We start from the raw sequence: 19,326 nt of genomic DNA on the forward strand, positions 1-19,326 counted from the left end.
CAAGTGAATCGAAAAACGAAGCAGGGGAGGTTTGTCCATGTCCATCACGTCCACCGCGATCAAGCAATGGCTGCTATCGAGCACCGTGGCGTTCACGTGTCTCGCCGCACCGGCAGCCGTGGCCGGCCCGATCGACAACTACAGTCCTGTCACGCCCACGCGGCTCGAAGATCCCGAGCCAGGCAACTGGATGCTCTATCGCCGGACCTATGATGGCCAGGGGTATAGTCCGCTCGACCAGATCAACACCACGAACGTCAAGGACATGGTGCCGGTCTGGACCTTTGCCACCGGCGTGGTCGAGGGGCACGAGGCGCCGCCGCTGGTCAACAACGGCGTCATGTTCATCACGACGCCGATGGGGCAGGTGATCGCGCTGAATGCCAAGACCGGCGACCAGTACTGGCGCTACAAGCGCGAGCTCCCCGAGGATTTGTTCCAGCTGCATCCGACCAATCGCGGCGTCGGCCTGTGGCAGGACAAGCTCTACCTCGCCACGACGGACGATCATCTGGTCGCGCTCGACGCCAAGACCGGCAAGGTGCTGTGGGACAAGAAGGTCCAGGACTACAGGAAGGGACAATATCTCACGCTGATGCCGCTCATCGTCGACGGCAAGGTGATGGTCGGCGGATCCGGCGGCGAGTTCGGCGTCCGCGGCTATGTTGCCGCTTATGACGCCGAGGACGGCAAGGAGCTTTGGCGCACCTTCACTATTCCTGCCGAAGGCGAGCCCGGGCATGACACGTGGAGCGGCGACGACTGGAAGAATGGCGGCGGGTCTGCCTGGATGACCGGCACCTACGACAAGGACACCAAGACGGTGTATTGGGGCGTCGGCAACGCCGCGCCGTGGCCGGGGGGCCTGCACCCCGGCGACAATCTCTACACCAGCTCGGTGATCGCCCTGGATCCTGCGACCGGAAAGATCAAGACGCATTTCCAGTATCACCAGAACGACTCGTGGGACTGGGACGAGGTCGATGCACCGATGCTGGTCGACCTGCAGCGGGACGGCCGCAGCTTCAAGAGCCTGATCCATCCCGGACGCGACGCCATCTTCTGGGTGCTCGAGCGCACGCCGGAGCGAATCAACTACGTCAACGGCTGGAACTTCGTCCACACCGATGTCTGGAAGGGAATCGAGCCCGAGACGGGACGGCCGATCGTCGATCCCGCGCACAAGCCGACGCTCGGCAAGCGCGTCGATTTCTGTCCGTCTCTATGGGGTGGCAAGGACTGGCCGTCGGCCGCCTACAGCCAGAAGACGCGCTTCGTCTATGTGCCGGCCAACGAGAACTTCTGCGGCGGCTTCACCGGCGAGAAGCTGCCGCTCGTTCCCGGTCAGCTATGGCTCGGCACGAAGGCGGAGGACATCGGGCTGTCGGTGCGGCCCGGCGCCGATCATTTCGGCGAGCTGCAGGCGTGGGATCCGGCGACTGGCAAGAAGGTGTGGTCGCACAATTTCCCGAAATCCCAGCTGTTCGGGTCGGTGACCGCGACGGCGGGCGATCTCGTTCTGGTCGGCGGCACCAACGACCGGATGTTCCGGGCGTTCCATGCCAAGACCGGCGAGCTGCTGTGGGAGCAGAAGACGAACTCGGGCATCATGGGCATGCCCGTCGCCTATGAGGTGGATGGCACGCAGTACATCGCCGTGCAGTCCGGCTGGGGCGTCGATGCGCAGCGCATCCAGGATGCGCTCTCGAAAGGCAACATCGGTCTGGAGGACAACGTCCCGCAAGGCGGCGTCGTCTGGGTATTCGCAGTCAAGAAGTAGCGCCGGTGATCTGAAGGGCGGCGGCCTCGGCCGTCGCCATCGCAGAAAATGAAGACCGCGGCGGCGTTCCGGCAACGGCGTGCCGATCCCTTGGCTTGCATGACGACAGAAGATCGCGCGTCAGCAGGCCGCGAACCAGCCGTCCGGAAACGGGATCAGCGGCCAGGCGCCCTGGTTGTCGTTGGCCGCCGTGGGGAAATGCAGAATTGAGAACAAGCGGGCCATGGAATCGGTCTCGGTCTCGGGCGCAATAGCGGTTCTCACAACGTCCATCAACAACTCGTATTCGGCTTCGCTCATCTCGCCCTCGCACAAACTGCGAGCCACGATGGCAAAATTCCACTTTGTTCAAATTGAGCGGATCGTTCAAATTCTAACGATCGGGCACGACGGACCCAATTGGTTAGCGGTGCCTTCGTTCCAAAAGATACCGCGGTCCGCGTTGTTCCAATGTGAACGGGCTCACATCCCAAGGCTTCGCGTCGTCCGTGACCCGTCTGCCCGCGCGGCAGGTGATGCCGTGCAGCGATCACGATCCGGCGGCCCGTAGCCGACCGGGAGCAAGAGATCCACAACGCCTGCCCCGAGTCGCAGGCTGCCTCGCTGGCAAAGGCCGAAGAGACGACCCGCTCAAACGTCCGGCTCGACGCAAGCGGCAGAATCGCTGGCGGTCAAACCGCGACGGCGAGAAGCTCGGTGTCCTGCGCCAGAATGTCGCGCATCAGCTGCGACAGGTCTTTCGGCTTGAACGGTTTCGCCAAACGATGAAGGCCGACCACTCTGGGCGAGGGGCCGAGCAAATCAGGCGTCCCGCGTCCTGATTCCAGCACCATGCCCGACATCATCACGATGGGCATCATGGGCCGGGCCGCCCGTGCAGCCCGGATGACGTCGTTGCCGTCCATGTCGGCCAAGTTGAGATCGATCAGAGCCGCGGCGAAATCATCGCGGGACAGGGCATCCATGGCCAGCCGACCGTCGGTGACGGCAGTGACCGTGTAGCCCTCGCGAACCAGAAGGTGCTGGATGACACAGCAAACGCCGACTTCGTCATCAACGACCAGGATGTTCATTATGAGCCCTTCCTGACAGACGTGGATGAGGAGCGCCGTGCCGCGCCTCGCTCAGAAGTCGTTGGCGCACCTCGATCGCACGATCGACCGCTTCGAGCAGATCGAGGATGTCGAACGGCTTCTGCAATGCTGCCGTCGCTCCGAGCTTGATTGCCATACCGAGGAAGTCTGGAGCACCCAGTTTCTTGTCGGTGAACGCGTAACCGGAGATCGCGATGAACGGGACCGTGGGATCGAGCTTGATGAGCTCGCGAATGGTTGCGATGCCGTCCATGCCCGGCATGAACATGTCGATCACGACGGCATCGAAGGACACGCTGCCGATCAATCGAATGCCGGTCGGACCGTCCGGCGCGAGAAACACGCAGAACCGCTTCTTCTTCAATAATGTTTCCAGCGCAGCGCGCGTGGCACAATCATCGTCAATAATGAGGACAGTAGGCATGGGCCACCTCAGTATCAGCAGGACTGAAGGACGCTCACGCTACAAGGACAATAGGCTGAGGCTCGAAAATGGCAAAGTAGTTAACACTGAATTAGTTATCGCGATTCTGCAACCAGCGGTTTTACGGAACTTCCCTGTCCGGGCCGCAGGCCGGCCTTCTGTTGTGCATCATGCGATGAAGATGGAACTATGATTTCCGGGGGTGATGGCTCCGGTTGTTTGAAGAATCTCAGTCCGGCTTGAGCAGGGCGACCGTGACCAGCCCCACTGCGATCAGCGCTGCGCAGCAGAGCCGTCGCGGCGTTGCACGCTCCTTCAGGAACAGCACGCCGATCAGCGTCGCAAACAGGACGCTGCATTCGCGAAACGCGACCACATTGGCGATCGGATTGCGGCTCAAGGCCCAAAGGAATACCACAAATGACGTCAGTCCCAGGGGGCCTGCTATCAGCACCGGAATCCAGGCGTCTCGGATCTCCAACACCAGCGCAGGTCCTCGCAGCATCATCGCGACGAGAAAGAACACGACACTGTCGAGCACGATCATCCAGACCGTGAACGAAGCCCAGCCTTCGGTCTGCCGGGTGCCTGCCGCATCGACCACCGAATAGCCGGCGACCAGTGCGGCGGCGCAGACGGCGGCCCAGAACGCGCGGCGGTCGATCGGACCGTGGATGCGGTCGCGCGCCAGGCCGGTGATGCCGAGGACGATTATGGCAATTCCGATCAACTGCCCGCTCCGTGGCAGTTGCTGCAGACCCAGCGAGGCAAATAGCGTTGCGAACAGCGGAACGGTGCCACGCGCGATCGGGTAGCCGCGTCCAAGCTCGGCCGAACGGTAGGCCATTGCGAGGCTCGCCTTGTAGCCCGCGTGCAAGACCAGCGAGGCCACGATGAGCGGCCAGGTCGAGACCGCCGGAACGGGAACGAGAAACAGGAAGGGTAGGATCAGGGCGCTGCTTACCAGACCCATGCCAGCCAGGAGGGAGAGGCCGCTGCCGGTCTTGACGATGGCGTGCCAGCTCGCGTGAAGCAGACCGGCCATCAGCATGAGAATTGCGGCGACAGGATCCAACGACTCGAGTCCGGTTCAGCTTTCGGGCCGCCAGCTCGCGGCAGCGAAGTAGGGGGTGGGGTCGTGCTGGAGCGCCTGCCGCGAGATGATCCGGCTCGATGGCGACACCGGGAGCTGGTCCCATTCCCCACGATCGACGAATCGGAGACTCGCGATCTCCTCGCCATCGGGCGCAAGCACGCCGCCTTCGATGACGGCCTCGAAGGCGATGACCGTATAGTAGGTCAGATCACCGTTGGGATAGCGGATGAGGAACTCCGGGCCGCCGAACACCCCGAGCAGGCGATTCGGCCGGACCACGAGCCCGGTCTCCTCGAAGCATTCGCGGGTGGCCGCGTCGGCCGGGTGCTCATTCGGATCGATGGCGCCGCCGGGCAACGTCCAGAGGCCCGTCTCCGCGTCGCGCCCGAGCAGAATGCGGCCCTGGTCGTCGAACACGGAGATGGAAACCGCCGTGGTCGCCAAAAGATCATGGCCGATCTTGCTGCGGACGGCTCTCAGATGATCGGAAATCGGCATCGCTGGTCGTCACTTGCAAGAGATGCGCCCCGCTTGCCCGACGCTCCATGCGCGGTCAAGGCAAGACAGCGAAGATCGGCGAACGTTCGCGGCCAATCGGCGGATGTCCCGCGTCACAAGAGAGAGGGATTGGAAGGATACATAGAACCATTCGGCATGGCCAGAATGGCTCCCCGGGCTGGATTCGAACCAGCGACCATTCGATTAACAGTCGAATGCTCTACCGCTGAGCTACCGAGGAACAGGCGAAGCAATGTTCGCGAATGCGGCTGCGTATAACAAAGCCGTTTCGCCTTGCATAGAACGAAATCGCATCTTTGCGACGATTGCGGGCTCAGGAATAAAATACCGAAATTTCAGATGGTTAGATTGATTTTGAACGCTTGCTGGGCAGCGGTCGCCCACAGTTCGATGACAGGAAATTCACTTGGAAGGGAGCAAACCGGCCCCGATAGTTTGGTGGAACCGGCCAGTGCCCGCGGTCATGGAGTGTCGTAGATGCCAAACACCGTCGTCCCATTCGCTGAAGCAGTCTCCGCGCCCTCGTTGATTCCCGATCAGGTCGAGCGTCTCAGCGATGACGAATGTCTCACGCGGTTGGCCGACATGATGACGCGCGGTGATTCCGAACATATTGACGAGATCGTGCAGTTGCTCGGGCGACTGGCCGTGGTGATCGAGTAGCCGGCGGTCGGCTCACTCACAGGCGGCGTCCCTGCGGCTCCGTTGAAACCCGCATGTTGCCTTTTCCAGGGCCTTGTACCAAAAGATTGCGCAGATCGTCCGCGGTCCATCCGCTTTGCTTGCAGGTCTGCTCATGTCTTCATTCGCGACGGCGCGCCAGAAAATGGTCGATGGTCAGGTCCGGACCAACGACGTCACCGATCACCGCGTGCTGGATGCGTTGTTGACCGTGCCGCGGGAAGCCTACGTTCCCACAGATCGGCAGGCGCTGGCCTATCTCGACTTGGATCTCGACGTCTCCGAATCCGCCTCGGCCAAGCGGTATCTGATCAAGCCGATGTTGACGGGAAAACTGCTGCAGGCTGCCGAGATCAAGCCGACCGACAGCGTGCTGGTGGTTGGATGCGCGACGGGCTATCTCGCCGCGCTCGCGGCCCGACTGGCGGGCAGCGTGACGGCGACTGAAGTCGATTCTGCCATTGAAGGGCGCGCCAAGCAGCTGCTTGCCGCCGTCGATGGCTGCCCGGTTACGATTCGAGTCGCGCCGGCCGCGGAGGGTGATCCGGCGGACGGCCGCTTCGACGTGATTCTCCTCAATGGAGCGACCGAGGTCGCTGTGGACGGTCTTTGCCGTCAATTGAAGGAGGGCGGCCGCCTGGTCGGCGTCTTCGCCACCGCGCGTCCCGCCCGCGCCATGATCTTTACGCGATCGCATGGTGATATCGGCAGCAGGGTTCTGTTCGATGCTGCGGCGCCGGTCATTTCCGGTCTCGAGCGGGTCCCCGAGTTCGTTTTTTAAGTCGTCCGACGAGGTCCTTAGCGACCCCTCTGAATTGCCGAGCCGCCCGTCGCGCAGCACGGCTTGGTGCGTCGTCTTCGCGGCCGCGGGCGGGCAAAATTCTGTTTTAAATCAGAAGTGTGGCCTGGATGCTGCACGTTGACAGTTTTCGATACGGGTTCCAGGCTTGGGTGGTTCCGTTGCGCTTGCATGGGGAATAAGGTGCGAGGTGCGCGGGAGTCTCTTCAACAGGTTACGGCCCGGCTCTGGCGTTCGAGCCGGTAACAAATGAATGGAACAGGGATGTTTGGGGTGAAGCTCGTCACCGCAGCGGCGGCTGTGGTCCTCGTGATGGCTTGTGCAGGCCCGACGCCTGCGCTGGCCGACACGATCGAGGCTGCGCTGGTGCGTGCCTATCAGAACAACCCGCAACTGAACGCGTCGCGGGCCCAGGCTCGTGCGGTCGACGAAGGCGTTCCGCAGGCACTCTCGGGGTATCGGCCGAAGGTCAGTCTGAATGCGACGGCGGGCATTCAGTATACGGATTTGCAAGCGGCACCCGCGACGCCGGCCGTGAACGGCGTGCAGAGGCCGCGAAGCGTCGGCCTGACGGTCAACCAGAATCTGTATAACGGTCAGCAGACGGCAAACGGCGTGCGCAAGGCCGAGGCGAACGTCTCGGCGCAACGCGAGGCTCTCCGCATTCTTGAGCAGCAGGTGCTGCTAGCGGCGGCCACGATCTATATGGACTATCTGCGCGATGCGGCGATCGTCGAGGTCCAGCGCAGCAACACGCGGGTGCTGGAGCAGACGCTCAAGCAGACCCGCGATCGGTTCAACGTCGGCGAGGTCACCCGCACCGACGTCGCGCAATCCGAGGCTCAGCTCGCCGCCGGCCGCACGCAGCAGCTCACAGCAGAGGCCCAACTAACGGCGACCCGCTCGAACTTCCGCCGAATCATCGGCAACGATCCCCAGAACTTGGCGCCGGGCTCTCCTGTCGACCGTTACTTGCCGGCGACCCTCCAGCAGTCGGTCGAAACGGCTCTGACGGAAAACCCGAACGTAACCTCGGCGATGTACGGCATCGACGTCCAGTATCTGCAGGTCAGGATCAACGAGGGTGCTCTGCTGCCGACCGTAAACGTCCAGGCTCAGGCGCAGCAGGGCTATGAGTCGAGCCTGCAATCCTATCGTGGGTTCAGCGCGTCGGCTGTCGCCTCGGTGAACGTCCCGATCTACAATGGAGGGGCGGAATACGCGCTGATCCGGCAGTCCAAGGAGTCGCTGGCGCAGCAGCGTCTGGTCCTGGAGCAGACGCGTGATCAGGCTCGCTCCGACGTGGTATCTGCCTGGGGCAAGCTGCTCGCGGGCAAGGCTCAGGTGCAGTCGGCGCAGGCCCAGGTGGCGGCCTCCGAGATCGCCTTGAACGGCGTGCGCGAGGAAGCCAAGGCGGGCCAGCGGACCACGCTGGATGTCCTCAACGCTCAGCAGGCGCTGGTCAACGCGCGGAATTCGCTGGTGAACGCCCAGCATGACCGCGTGGTGGCCTCCTATACGGTGCTTCAGACCGTGGGGCGGCTGTCACCGCAGGTGCTGAACCTGCCGACCACCACCTACGATCCCAGCGTGCACTACCAGCAGGTCCGGGATAACTGGGCGGGTGTGCGGACGCCGGATGGTCATTAGTACATTCTTAATATCGCCCCTGATCCCTCGGTCCTTGGCCGGGGGATTTTTTTGTGGCACATGCTGTGGTTGTGACGAATGGGCGACGCTTGACAGGCGACCTCCGTGCTCCACCGGGTTCGCGGCCGGCGTTGCTTGCATTCATTTGTTGCCATGACATAGCCTCAAAATGGCCGCCGAACGATTCGGACTGCGTCGGAAGTTCTTCCAAGAATAGACTCCGACATGGGCAGTATCGTTCTGTTGTTTTGCATCGATCAGGCCTTGTCCGGAGACGAGTTGGCATGCCCGTTGAGAACTCCAAGCCACTTGGATCCGGCGCCCGGGACTTTTGCGCTGAGCCGGTTCGTGCGGCAGCGTTGCTGATTTGGAGTCGGAAATGACGCAGCCTGCGAAGGTCCAAGAACCCTCCATGGAGGAGATTCTGGCGTCGATCCGGCGTATCATTGCCGACGACGAGGGTAAGCCGCCGGCGGCAGACAAGGCCGCCGCGCCGGAGCCGGTCAAGGCCGAGAAGCCGGCGGCCCCGGCTGCGAAGCCGGTAATGAACGACATCCCACCTTCGAAGATCGCTGCTGCGGCTCCCGCCAAGCCCGCACCTCCGCCTCCCGCGCCGCCGGCGGCTTCCGCAAGCAACAACCAGGATGACATTGACGCATTGCTGGCGGGTTTGGATGAAACGACTCCGGTCGCAGAGGTCCGGCCGGCAGAGCCCGAGCCCGAACCTGAAGTACTCGAGTTGACGGACGACATGGCAGTGGCCCCACCGACTCCCGCTCCAGCGCCAGCCCCCGCGGCGGCATCCTTCCGAAAGGTGGATCCACGGGACGATATCGAGTTCATCGAGGCCGGGCGGCTCAATCAGAAGGCTGCCAGCTTCGAGTCCGCGTTCGAGCAGGTCACGCCGAAGCAGCCGATCCTGGCCCCATCGACGGTGAACGCCGTCGAATCGGCGTTCAACGCGCTGGCCAACACGGTGCTGAGCAACAACGCCCGGACGCTCGAGGACCTCGTCAAGGAAATGCTGCGTCCGATGCTGAAATCGTGGCTGGATGACAATCTTCCGGCCCTGGTGGAGCGCATCGTCAAGGCCGAGATCGAGCGCGTCTCACGCGGCCGCTGACGCCGAGACGGCACGATCTCGCGTCCCATTCTGGAGTGAGCCGCGGCGCGGTAGGCCCTTTCCGTCAATGTTCGCCGCTGCTGTTGACTTGGCGCGCCGCGGCGGCTTTCTAGCCCTGTCAAGCTGATCCCTGCCGGACGGATCGAGAGGGCTCTTCGAGGAGCGCGGTCCGCGGTCGGACATCAGTCCGAAAACAGCCCAAGCACCAACAGCTTGCGCGAGCTTTTTCAGGTCATGTCACAAAAGGCCCGGACGAGTTCCGCGACATCCCGAATTGGACAGCCGGCCCCGCGCCGCTGGAAATGCCATGATCGATAAGAATTATCAGCCCACCGATCTCGAAGGTCGCATGTCCCTGGTCTGGGAGGATGCCCGCGCGTTCTCCGCCGGTCGCCCCGACCGGCGCAATGCGGATCCCTTCACCATCGTGATCCCGCCGCCGAACGTCACCGGCTCGCTGCACATGGGGCACGCGCTCAACAACACGCTGCAGGACATCCTGTGCCGGTTCGAGCGCATGCGGGGCCGCGACGTGCTGTGGCAGCCGGGCACCGACCATGCCGGCATCGCGACCCAGATGGTGGTCGAGCGTCAGCTGATGGAGCGCCAGCAGCCCGGCCGCCGCGAGATGGGCCGCGAAAAGTTCCTCGCGCGCGTCTGGCAGTGGAAGGACGAGAGCGGCGGCACCATCATCAACCAGCTCAAACGCCTCGGCGCCTCCTGCGACTGGGGTCGCGAGCGCTTCACCATGGACGAGGGTCTGTCCAAGGCCGTCGTGAAGGTGTTCGTCGAGTTGCACCGTGCGGGCCTGATCTACAAGGACAAGCGGCTGGTCAACTGGGACCCGAAGCTGCTGACCGCGATCTCCGATCTCGAAGTCCAGCAGATCGAGGTCAAGGGCAATCTCTGGTACCTGCGCTATCCGATCGAGGGGACGACGTTCAGCCCCGAGGATCCCACGAGTTTCATCGTGGTCGCGACCACGCGTCCCGAGACCATGCTCGGCGACAGCGCGGTCGCGGTGCATCCGGACGACGAGCGCTATCAGCACCTCGTCGGCAAGCGCGTGATCCTGCCGCTGGTCGGGCGTGAGATCCCGATCGTTGCCGACACCTATTCCGATCCGGAGAAGGGCACCGGCGCGGTCAAGATCACGCCGGCGCACGACTTCAACGACTTCGAGGTCGGCCGCCGCCATGGCCTGCCGCAGATCAGCATCCTCGATCGCGAAGGCTGCATCGCCCTGGTCGACAACGAGGACTATCTGCGCGGCCTTCCCGAGGGCTCCGAGGAGTTTGCCAGGGAGTTCCACGGCATCGAGCGCTTCGCTGCGCGCAAGAAGATCCTGGAGCGGCTGGAGTCCTTCGGCTTCCTCGAGCGCGTCGAGCCGAACACGCACATGGTGCCGCATGGCGACCGCTCCGGTGTCGTGATCGAGCCATATCTGACCGACCAGTGGTATGTCGACGCCAAGACCCTGGCGCAGCCGGCGATCGCGGCCGTCAGGTCGGGCGCGACGACGTTCGTGCCACGCAATTGGGAGAAGACCTATTTCGACTGGATGGAGAACATCCAGCCCTGGTGCATCTCTCGCCAGCTGTGGTGGGGTCACCAGATTCCCGCGTGGTACGGCCCTGACGGCAAGGTGTTCGTCGCCGAGACCGAGGAGGAGGCCGTCGGCCACGCGATCGGCTACTACGTCGAGCAGGAGGTCATCACGGCCGAGCAGGGCCGCGAGATGGCGCTCGACCGCAACAAGCGCGAAGGCTTCATCACGCGTGACGAGGACGTGCTCGACACCTGGTTCTCCTCGGCGCTGTGGCCGTTCTCGACGCTCGGCTGGCCGGACGCCACGCCCGAGGTGAAGCGCTACTATCCGACCAACGTGCTGGTCACCGGCTTCGACATCATCTTCTTCTGGGTCGCCCGCATGATGATGATGGGCCTGCACTTCATGAAGGAAGTGCCGTTCTCGACGGTCTACATCCATGCGCTCGTCCGCGACGAGAAGGGCGCCAAGATGTCGAAGTCGAAAGGCAACGTCATCGATCCCCTGGCGCTGATCGACGAGCACGGCGCCGACGCGCTGCGCTTCACGCTGGCCGCGATGGCCGCGCAAGGTCGCGACATCAAGCTGTCGACCCAGCGCGTCGACGGCTACCGCAAGTTCGCCAACAAGCTCTGGAACGCCAGCCGCTTCGCCGAGATGAACGGTTGCACCGTGCCGGACGGCTTCGATCCGGGCTCCGCCAAGGAGACGCTGAACCGCTGGATCGCCCATGAGGCGGCCGCCGCCACGCGGGAGGTCACCGAGGCGCTGGAGGCGTATCGCTTCAACGACGCGGCCAATGCGATCTACCGCTTCGTCTGGGACGTCTATTGCGACTGGTATGTCGAGCTCTCCAAGCCGACCCTGCTCGGCGAGGACGGCCCTGCCAAGGCCGAGACCCGCGCGATGGTGGCCTGGGCGCGCGACGAGATCCTCAAGCTCCTGCATCCCTTCATGCCTTTCATCACCGAGGCGCTGTGGGAGTCGACCGCCAAGCGCGACGGTCTGCTGACCCTGTCACCCTGGCCGCACCGCACCGACAGGCCGACGGTCGCCGAGATCGCCGCGCTGTCGGCCGCCAGCTTCGGCGACCCTCTGGTGCCGCCGCTGCTGGTCTCGTTCGACGCCGCCAGCTTCAAGGACGAGGCGGCCGAGGCCGAGATCGGCTGGGTGGTCGATCTCGTCACGTCCATCCGCTCGGTCCGCGCCGAGATGAACATCCCGCCGGCGACTCTGATGCCGCTCGCGCTCGTCGGTGCCTCCGCCGAGACGAGGGAGCGCGCACCGCGCTGGAGCGAGGTCATCAAGCGCCTTGCGCGTCTCTCCGACATCTCCTTCGCCGATACGGCGCCCGAAGGCTCCGCCCAGCTCGTCGTGCGCGGCGAGGTCGCCGCGCTGCCGCTCAAGGGCGTCGTCGATCTCGCCGCCGAGCGCACCCGCCTTGGAAAGGAAATCGCCAAGGCCGAGGCCGATATCGAGCGCGTCGACAAGAAGCTCGGCAACGAGAAGTTCGTCGCCAACGCGCCCGAGGAACTGGTCGAGGAGGAGAAGGAGAAGCGCGAGGCGGCGCTGGCCCGCAAGGCCAAGCTCCAGGACGCGTTGTCGCGGCTGCAGGGCGCGTGACGTCGTCCTCTCTCCTTCGTCATTCCGGGGCGATGCGAAGCATCGAACCTGGAATCTCGAGATTCCGGGTCTGGTGCTTCGGACCATCCCGGAATGACGGCCAGCGGCTTAGCGCGGAAACCGCTTGCTCACGAACCGGGAGCCCTTGAGCCCGAAGCGCCACGGCAGCTCGACCGCCTTGGTGATGCCGATGCGGACGCCGGTGACGATATCGACATCGCCCGCTCGGGCGAACAGCTCGATCGGTGCAGCATCCAGCGCCAGGCCATTATGGGCGATCGTGATCCCCATCGCCTCGGTCAGCTTGCCCGGCCCCGAGCATAGTGCCCTGACATCCTCCAGCCCGCGCCGCCGCCGCATCTCGTCGATCCCGAAGGTCGGCTCGATCGCCCGGATCAGGACCGCGCTCGCCGAGCCCTCCACCTCGCAGACGAAGTTCATGCACCAGTGGATGCCGTAGGAGCGGTAGACGTAGGCGAAACCGGGCGGGCCGAACATCACCTGGTTGCGCGGCGTCGGGCCCCGGAACGAATGCGCCGCCGGGTCGGTGTGGTGATAGGCCTCGACCTCGACGATGGTCCCGCCGATGCCGTCGACCAGAAAGGTCGCCCCGATCAGCTCCGGCGCCACCGCGAGCACCTCGCGGGCGAAGAACGCCCGCGTCAGCCGCTTGGCCGCAGCATTGCGCCGGGGCCGTGAAACCCCGGGGGCTTTTGCCGGTTTTTGCGCCATTCTCAAGGAAATCCGCCGTGCTGAGCGCTGTTCCGCGCTGCCCATATCTGCCATGCCCTGGTATCCTCGGCCAGCCGGTTGCGGCGCGCCGCGGCACGGAATAGCTAGGGCGCAACAGAGGTTTGTGCGAATCCCATGGTCACCATCGTCGACATCAACGCGAACACGCCGCTGCGCCCCCGCCACCCCGAGAAGGCGAACCGGCCGGACTCGATCTCGCCGGCGAAGCCTGCCTGGATCCGCGTCAAGGCGCCGACCACCCGCGGCTACGCCGATACCCGCAACATCGTGCGCGAGAACGGCCTCGTCACCGTATGCGAGGAGGCCGGCTGCCCGAATATCGGCGAGTGCTGGGACAAGAAGCACGCCACCTTCATGATCATGGGCGACACCTGCACGCGGGCCTGCGCCTTCTGCAACGTCAAGACCGGCCTGCCCGAGGCGCTCGACGCCGGCGAGCCGGAGCACGTCGCGGAGGCGACCTTCAAGCTCGGCCTCGCCCATGTCGTCGTCACCTCGGTCGACCGCGACGATCTCGCCGACGGCGGAGCCGGCCATATCGCCGCGACCATCCGCGCCATCCGCGCGAAATGTCCGACCACCACGATCGAGGTGCTGACGCCCGACTTCCTGCGCAAGGACGGCGCGCTGGAGCAGGTCGTCGCCGCCAAGCCCGACGTCTTCAACCACAATCTCGAGACCGTGCCATCGCGCTACCTCTCGGTTCGGCCCGGCGCGCGCTACTTCCACTCGATCCGGCTGCTGCAGCGGGTCAAGGAGATCGACCCCACCATCTTCACCAAGTCCGGCATCATGGTTGGCCTCGGCGAGGAGCGCCACGAGGTGCTGCAGGTGATGGACGACCTCCGCTCGGCCGAGGTCGATTTCCTCACCATCGGGCAGTATCTGCAGCCGACGAGGAAGCACCACGCCGTGATGCGCTTCGTCACGCCGGAGGAGTTCTCCGGCTATGAGACCGTCGCCTACACCAAGGGTTTCCTGATGGTGTCGGCGAGCCCGCTCACGCGCTCCTCGCACCACGCCGGCGAGGATTTCGCCAAGCTGAAGGCCGCGCGCGAAGCCATGGCGCGCTGATCGAGACGAGATGCCGAGATTTTCCAACAAGCGGCGCGTGCCGCACACGGCCGAGCAGATGTTCGACCTCGTCGCCGATGTCGAGCGCTATCCGGAGTTCGTGCCGCTGTGCGAGAAGCTGGTGGTGCGCCAGCACAGCCAGAAGCCTGACGGTATCGAGGTCGTCGTCGCCGACATGACGGTGTCGTTCAAGCTCGTGAAGGAGACCTTCACCAGCCGGGTTACGCTGGATCGGGCCAAGCGCAACATCCTGGTCGAGTATGTCAGCGGGCCGTTCTCCAGCCTGGAAAACCGCTGGAGCTTCGAGCCGCGCGAGCAGGGCGCCTGCGAGGTGACGTTCTTCATCGCCTATGAGTTCAAGAGCCGTATGCTGGCGATGCTGATGGGCTCGATGTTCGACACCATCTTCGCGCGCATGTCGGCGGCGTTCGAAAAGCGCGCCGATGCGATCTACGGCCGCAAGCCAGCGGTGTCGTCGACGTAAGTCTTTCTCCATGTCTTCCAGTGGTAGACGATAGAGGGCGCCTCACCCTCCGTCGTCATCCCCGCGAAAGCGGGGATCCATAACCACAGGACTGCTTGTGGCGGCAGGCAGGTAACTCCGAGCTCGTCTCACCACATCTGCTGCGGCGTATGGATCCCGGGTCGGCGCCTCCGCGGCGCGTTGCGCCGCTGCGGCTTGCCCGGGATGACAGCGGAGGGTGAGGCTGGCGGCCTGCCAACTCACAGCAAGTTGCACCCACGAAGCCGTGGCCAGCGCAACTTGGCTTCAAAATCCTATCCACGCTTCAAACAGCTGCTCCGCGACATCGCCGCGGAGCCGTTCTGATCGCGGACACGTCGAGCCGCGACCGAAACCTACGCCGCCTGCACGGCGGTCAAAAAGTCCTTCACCTTGCCGCGCAGCTCGTCGGCGTGCTTGGCGAGCTGGCCAGCTGCACCCAGCATCTGCCGCGCTGCGCCGCCGGCCGATTCCACCGTCTGGCTGACCGAGCCGATGTTGGTGGCGACCTCGCGGGTGCCGCTGGCGGCCTGGCTGACCGAGCGGGCGATCTCCTGCGTCGCGTGGCCCTGCTGGTCGACCGCGGTCGCAATGGTCTTGGCGATCTCGCTGATCTGGCCGATGGTGCCGCCGATGCCCTGGATCGCAGCCACGGTGTCGCTGGTGGCGCGCTGCATCGCGCTGATGTGCGCGCTGATCTCGTCGGTCGCCTTGGCGGTCTGGCTCGACAGGCTCTTCACCTCCGAGGCCACGACGGCGAAGCCGCGGCCGGCATCGCCGGCGCGTGCCGCCTCGATCGTCGCGTTCAGCGCCAGCAGGTTAGTCTGGCTCGCGATCGCGTTGATCATGTCGGTGACCGCGCCGATCTTGGCCGCGGCGTCCGCCAGGCTGTTGACGAGATCGTTGGTGCGCGAGGACGCCTCGACCGCCTCGGCGGCGATGGTCGAGGAGGTCGCAACCTGACGGTTGATCTCGCTGACCGAGGTCGACAGCTCCTCGGTGGCGCCGGCCACCGACTGCACGTTGGACGAGGCGGAGTTCGACGCCGACGCCACCAGCGCCACGCGTTGCGCGGCCTGATCCGCGGTCGTCGTCAGCGAGGCCGCCGTGGTCTCGACCTCGCGCGAGGCGCCGGAGATCGCATTGGCGATGGCGCCGACCGAGGTCTCGAAATCCTTGGCGATCCGGTCGAGCGCGCGCTTCTTCTCCTCGCGAGCGGCGACGAGGTCGGAGAGATCGCGGCGGAAGCTCATGACGTAGGTCTGGCCCTCGACCTGGGTCGGCACCAGCGTGATCTGGACCAGCGCCGGGCTGCCGTCGGCGCGCTTGGTGGTCCACTCGAACGTCGCGTGGCCCTCGCGCCTCGCCTTGGCATCCATCTCGCGCACCACGTCGGCGGAGCGCTTGCCATCGGGCTGGAACTCCGGCGCCATGGTCGCCGGCGAACGCGACAGCAGGTCCTGCTTGCTGCGGAAGCCGCCGAATCGGACCGCGGTCTCGTTGCAGGCGATGATCTTGCCGTCCGACATCACCAGGATGGCGTCGCGATGACGTTCGAACAGCTCCGTCATCAGGAGGTTATGCGTGCGATCAGCCGACTTGCCGGAGAAGAAAGCCATGGGGTCCCGAATCCACTGTCAGAGAAGAATGCGCGAGACGTAGCAGGACAAAATTAACCAAAACCTTTAGCCGTGGCGGCGCGAGCGATAATCGTCGGCGATCGCGATCCGGCTGGTGAGGGATGGCATCCAGCGGACGAGCAGCCGCAACCTCCGCGGCGCCACCGCGCCCGGGCTCTGGCTGTCAACGAACCCTCTCAGATCACGAGGGCGCAGGGAATGCCGGGAGCTCGCCGCCCCCATGGCCCGCCTGCGGAAAAAAATGCAGGCGGCAGGTACCACAGGTGCAGCCGAGACATCCCGGCATTCCCCGCGCGACGGTCTTCACGCTTATACGCAGTCTCCCCGGGGACCGGCTGTCTTGCCCCCGTGACCGGCGGATCATCATCTCCACCGGCGTGACACCAGCTTCGGGGTGTCAGGACGCTGCGACTTCACGTCCGCCAAGAGCCGTTCGTCCGCACGTCCAAGACGCGCTGCGGCCCCCGGCGGCCATCGCCTTCCCACCTCGCGTGTCGTGACGATCGCGATACGCCCCTCGTGTCGAGGCGGGATGAGGGGAGGGAAACACGAGTTCTGTAAAATAGAAACGGCAATATTTTCGTCGGTAGGACTGGACAGTGAGTCGGACATTGAACGGATTGAGGAAATCAGTGTCTTGGCGCACGCCCTCGCGATGCGCTTCGATCGCAGCAAGGCACCGGAAACGGGCTCTCCGCTGTTGCGCACGCCAGCTGATTTGCCCGACGGGGCGGCTAGGATGATGCTCGACGTGGTGCCCAATGATTGGAACAATGCCGATAATGACCAACGACGAACCATCGGTCTGACCCTGCGTCAGCCAGAGAAGAAAGCAAGCAATGTCACTCTCTCATCTCTACGACGAAGCGCTCGTCTATGCGACAAGGCTGCACCGGACCCAATTGAGAAAGGGCAGCAACGTACCCTACGTCGCGCATCTGCTGAGCGTCTCCAGCCGCGTGCTGTCGGCGGGCGGCAGCGAGGTGCAGGCTATCGCGGGGCTGTTGCATGACGCCGCCGAGGACCAGGGCGGGCAGGCCACGCTGGATGAGATCCGCCGGCGTTTTGGCGATGGCGTCGCCGGGATCATCGCGGACTGCACGGATTCCTGGGTCGATCCGAAGCCCGAATGGCGCCCGCGGAAGGAAGCCTATCTCGCCCGGCTGCCGCTCAAGCCGGCGTCATCGCTGCTGGTCTCGCTCGCTGACAAGGTTGACAACGCGGAAGCGATCGCGAGCGACCTTGATGAGGTGGGCGACGTCGTGTGGCAACGCTTCACCGGTGGAAGGGATGGGACGATCTGGTATTACCGCACGCTGAGCCGGATTTTCGATGAGGCTCTGCCTGGACCGTTGGCGCGGCAACTTGCGCGGACCGTCGCTGCTTTTCCGTCCTGAGCAAATTTGGGGGAGGCCGCTCGGCCTCGCATCCATTCGATGGATGACAACCTCAGATGGATCGGCTATAGAGCCTGCCATGATCACCGTCGCCACCCATCGTTTTGGTCGCATCACGCACCGTAGCTCGCGGGCGGCGGGAGGATCACGCACAATCTGACGATTTGCAGCATTTGATCCGAACAGCCGCCAGGGACCTGGCGGCTTTTTTGTTGCCGGCAGGTTCTTCATTTGAAGGGGAGCCCGCCATGCTGAGCACGACCGACGATCCGAGGGTCATCGCCATCGAGGAGCGTATGCTCCGCGGCGCCTCGCGATCGCCGGGGCTCTGCGCGCTCGGTCGTGATCCCTTGTCGCGCCATCCCATCTCGCCCAGGCCGGGCGCCAAGATCTACTACTTGGCGCCACCGGCTCCCCATCAAAGCTGCGCCGACCTCAAGCCCGCGTCATGGTTGCGGCTCCGGTGGGAGCGCTGGCGCGAGCGCCGCCGCTTTGCCCGGGAGTTGCCGCGGATCGCCGACGAGGTGCTGCAGGACTACGGCCTGACACGCGACGAGGCGCGGCGGCTGTGCCGGCGCCCGTTCTGGCGCGCTTGAGAGCGACGCGGCGGAACGCAGGTTCTGCCACGGATCCTACTTGCCCAGCTTCTCGGAGAAGAACCTGACGACCTGGGCGTCAAACTCTCGGTGAAACGCCGCGCGGTCGAAATCCGCAGGCGTATCAGCACAGATGCGCGGGACGGCGGCCGCGAGCTCTGCGGAGCACGGCGCGAGGAAAGCAAAATGCGCGGCGGGCACGGTGTGGACCTCGGGCGTGCCGGGAAGGCTCGCGGTTACGCGGGCGGTCCCTTCCGGATCGACCCCGTTGCCGCCGAGTTCCGAGCGCCAGACCTGGAGGGGAATCTTGATGCTCGCGAGATTTGCTCGCGTGAATCCGACCGTGTGGGCGGCGTCGGCCAGCACGGCCGCCTTGATCCTCTCGTCGTGCGGCCAGCTTCTGGGAAACTCGCCATTGCGGACCTGCTCGCAGAACGGGTTCTGTTGCGTGCAGTAGTGCGCCACCCTTTGAAAGTCCGGGTCGACGCCGGCGAGAACGGTTCCGGTGTAGCCACCGCGCGAAAAGCCGAAGAAGCCGATCCGGCCCGGATCAATCGCGGCTCTGCTTGTCCAATCGTTCAACATGAAATCGATCAGATGCATCATGTCCTGCGGCCGTGAGAGCCAGACCGACAGGCTGTCGCGCTGCGCCAGGTCACCGACACTGTCGCCGGGATGGTTGATCGCCGCGACGATGAATCCCGCGTCCGCCAGCGCTTCCGCAACATCGTGGTTTCCACCGATCCAGCCGCCGCGACCGTGGGACATGACGACCAATGGCAGCTTCGTGCCATTGATTGGACAATTCTTTACCCCGGGCAGTGTCTCCAGCCCTGGGATCGCGAGGCTTCCAACCGGCACGCTACCGGCGTCTGCGGCGCAAGGCGTCCAGATGATGCCGTGGAATCCGTGATCGACCTCCAAGAGCTGCAAGCCAGCGGCTTGGGCGGAGGAGGTCAGGAGTAGGAGGACGAACGAGAGGGCAGCGAATGTGCGGTCTAGCAATATGATCTCCTCCTGACATGT

The 19,326-nt window shown here is 64.4% G+C and carries 18 protein-coding genes and 1 tRNA gene; 10 read left to right on the forward strand and 9 right to left on the reverse strand.

Annotation, left to right across the window (positions count from 1 at the left end; translation table 11 throughout):
• Positions 1 to 37: 37 nt before the first annotated feature.
• Positions 38 to 1,780 carry a methanol/ethanol family PQQ-dependent dehydrogenase gene (locus ACQR1E_RS01270; protein WP_434896561.1) on the forward strand — a complete coding sequence of 581 codons (1,743 nt, stop codon included), beginning with the start codon at positions 38 to 40 and terminating at the stop codon, positions 1,778 to 1,780.
• Positions 1,781 to 1,900: 120 nt separating this feature from the next.
• On the opposite strand, the gene ACQR1E_RS01275 is transcribed toward ACQR1E_RS01270, so the two are convergent.
• The 6 genes from ACQR1E_RS01275 to ACQR1E_RS01300 form a co-directional block, all read right to left on the reverse strand.
• A complete protein-coding gene (locus ACQR1E_RS01275; protein WP_315711867.1) occupies positions 1,901 to 2,080 on the reverse strand; it encodes a hypothetical protein in 180 nt (59 codons plus the stop codon).
• A gap of 371 nt (positions 2,081 to 2,451) precedes the next feature.
• A complete protein-coding gene (locus tag ACQR1E_RS01280; RefSeq protein WP_316203370.1) occupies positions 2,452 to 2,856 on the reverse strand; it encodes a response regulator in 405 nt (134 codons plus the stop codon).
• A complete protein-coding gene (locus ACQR1E_RS01285) occupies positions 2,834 to 3,298 on the reverse strand; it encodes a response regulator (RefSeq protein ID WP_434896562.1) in 465 nt (154 codons plus the stop codon). The genes ACQR1E_RS01280 and ACQR1E_RS01285 overlap by 23 nt, the downstream gene beginning before the upstream one ends.
• Before the next feature lie 229 nt (positions 3,299 to 3,527).
• A complete protein-coding gene (locus ACQR1E_RS01290) occupies positions 3,528 to 4,373 on the reverse strand; it encodes an EamA family transporter (RefSeq protein WP_434896563.1) in 846 nt (281 codons plus the stop codon).
• Positions 4,374 to 4,388: 15 nt separating this feature from the next.
• Positions 4,389 to 4,892, reverse strand: coding sequence for an NUDIX domain-containing protein (locus ACQR1E_RS01295; RefSeq protein WP_316203372.1), 504 nt, complete (start codon positions 4,890 to 4,892; stop codon positions 4,389 to 4,391).
• 166 nt (positions 4,893 to 5,058) lie between these two features.
• Positions 5,059 to 5,133: transfer RNA gene (locus ACQR1E_RS01300), tRNA-Asn, on the reverse strand.
• A gap of 257 nt (positions 5,134 to 5,390) precedes the next feature.
• Between ACQR1E_RS01300 and ACQR1E_RS01305 the strand changes: the two genes are divergently transcribed.
• From ACQR1E_RS01305 to ACQR1E_RS01325, 5 genes are all read left to right on the forward strand, one after another.
• Positions 5,391 to 5,576 carry a hypothetical protein gene (locus ACQR1E_RS01305; RefSeq protein WP_316168012.1) on the forward strand — a complete coding sequence of 62 codons (186 nt, stop codon included), beginning with the start codon at positions 5,391 to 5,393 and terminating at the stop codon, positions 5,574 to 5,576.
• Positions 5,577 to 5,709: 133 nt separating this feature from the next.
• A complete protein-coding gene (locus tag ACQR1E_RS01310; protein WP_316170217.1) occupies positions 5,710 to 6,375 on the forward strand; it encodes a protein-L-isoaspartate O-methyltransferase family protein in 666 nt (221 codons plus the stop codon).
• Positions 6,376 to 6,657: 282 nt separating this feature from the next.
• Positions 6,658 to 8,043: a TolC family outer membrane protein gene (locus ACQR1E_RS01315; protein WP_315711873.1), complete on the forward strand. Its 1,386-nt coding sequence runs from the start codon at positions 6,658 to 6,660 to the stop codon at positions 8,041 to 8,043.
• Between the two features lie 379 nt (positions 8,044 to 8,422).
• The gene (locus tag ACQR1E_RS01320) at positions 8,423 to 9,166 is read left to right on the forward strand and encodes a PopZ family protein (protein WP_315711874.1); all 744 of its coding nucleotides are present in this window, start codon (positions 8,423 to 8,425) and stop codon (positions 9,164 to 9,166) included.
• Positions 9,167 to 9,473: 307 nt separating this feature from the next.
• On the forward strand, positions 9,474 to 12,338 hold the full coding sequence (locus ACQR1E_RS01325) for a valine--tRNA ligase (RefSeq protein WP_434841058.1): 2,865 nt from the start codon (positions 9,474 to 9,476) through the stop codon (positions 12,336 to 12,338).
• A gap of 108 nt (positions 12,339 to 12,446) precedes the next feature.
• On the opposite strand, the gene ACQR1E_RS01330 is transcribed toward ACQR1E_RS01325, so the two are convergent.
• Positions 12,447 to 13,070 (reverse strand): DNA-3-methyladenine glycosylase, encoded by a 624-nt coding sequence (locus tag ACQR1E_RS01330; protein WP_434841057.1) that lies wholly within the window; start codon positions 13,068 to 13,070, stop codon positions 12,447 to 12,449.
• Between the two features lie 135 nt (positions 13,071 to 13,205).
• On the opposite strand from ACQR1E_RS01330, the gene lipA reads away from it, so the two are divergent.
• Positions 13,206 to 14,165, forward strand: coding sequence for a lipoyl synthase (gene lipA / locus ACQR1E_RS01335; RefSeq protein WP_315751113.1), 960 nt, complete (start codon positions 13,206 to 13,208; stop codon positions 14,163 to 14,165).
• A gap of 10 nt (positions 14,166 to 14,175) precedes the next feature.
• Entirely contained in the window at positions 14,176 to 14,649 is a 474-nt protein-coding gene (locus ACQR1E_RS01340) for a type II toxin-antitoxin system RatA family toxin (RefSeq protein ID WP_316175387.1), read from the forward strand.
• A 374-nt stretch (positions 14,650 to 15,023) separates the two neighbouring features.
• On the opposite strand, the gene ACQR1E_RS01345 is transcribed toward ACQR1E_RS01340, so the two are convergent.
• Positions 15,024 to 16,286 (reverse strand): methyl-accepting chemotaxis protein, encoded by a 1,263-nt coding sequence (locus ACQR1E_RS01345; protein WP_315711879.1) that lies wholly within the window; start codon positions 16,284 to 16,286, stop codon positions 15,024 to 15,026.
• A gap of 860 nt (positions 16,287 to 17,146) precedes the next feature.
• On the opposite strand from ACQR1E_RS01345, the gene ACQR1E_RS01350 reads away from it, so the two are divergent.
• Together ACQR1E_RS01350 and ACQR1E_RS01355 are read left to right on the forward strand one after the other, a co-directional pair.
• Positions 17,147 to 17,704, forward strand: a complete 558-nt coding sequence (locus ACQR1E_RS01350) for an HD domain-containing protein (protein WP_316194193.1) — start codon at positions 17,147 to 17,149, stop codon at positions 17,702 to 17,704.
• 248 nt (positions 17,705 to 17,952) lie between these two features.
• Positions 17,953 to 18,300, forward strand: a complete 348-nt coding sequence (locus ACQR1E_RS01355; RefSeq protein ID WP_316194192.1) for a DUF1127 domain-containing protein — start codon at positions 17,953 to 17,955, stop codon at positions 18,298 to 18,300.
• Positions 18,301 to 18,336: 36 nt separating this feature from the next.
• Here ACQR1E_RS01355 and ACQR1E_RS01360 read toward each other — a convergent pair whose 3' ends face one another.
• Positions 18,337 to 19,068, reverse strand: a complete 732-nt coding sequence (locus tag ACQR1E_RS01360; protein ID WP_410052696.1) for an alpha/beta hydrolase family protein — start codon at positions 19,066 to 19,068, stop codon at positions 18,337 to 18,339.
• Positions 19,069 to 19,326 lie beyond the last annotated feature (258 nt).

The sequence above is a fragment of the Bradyrhizobium sp. HKCCYLRH1030 genome, from assembly GCF_051168395.1.
In the GTDB taxonomy this organism is placed as follows: domain Bacteria; phylum Pseudomonadota; class Alphaproteobacteria; order Rhizobiales; family Xanthobacteraceae; genus Bradyrhizobium.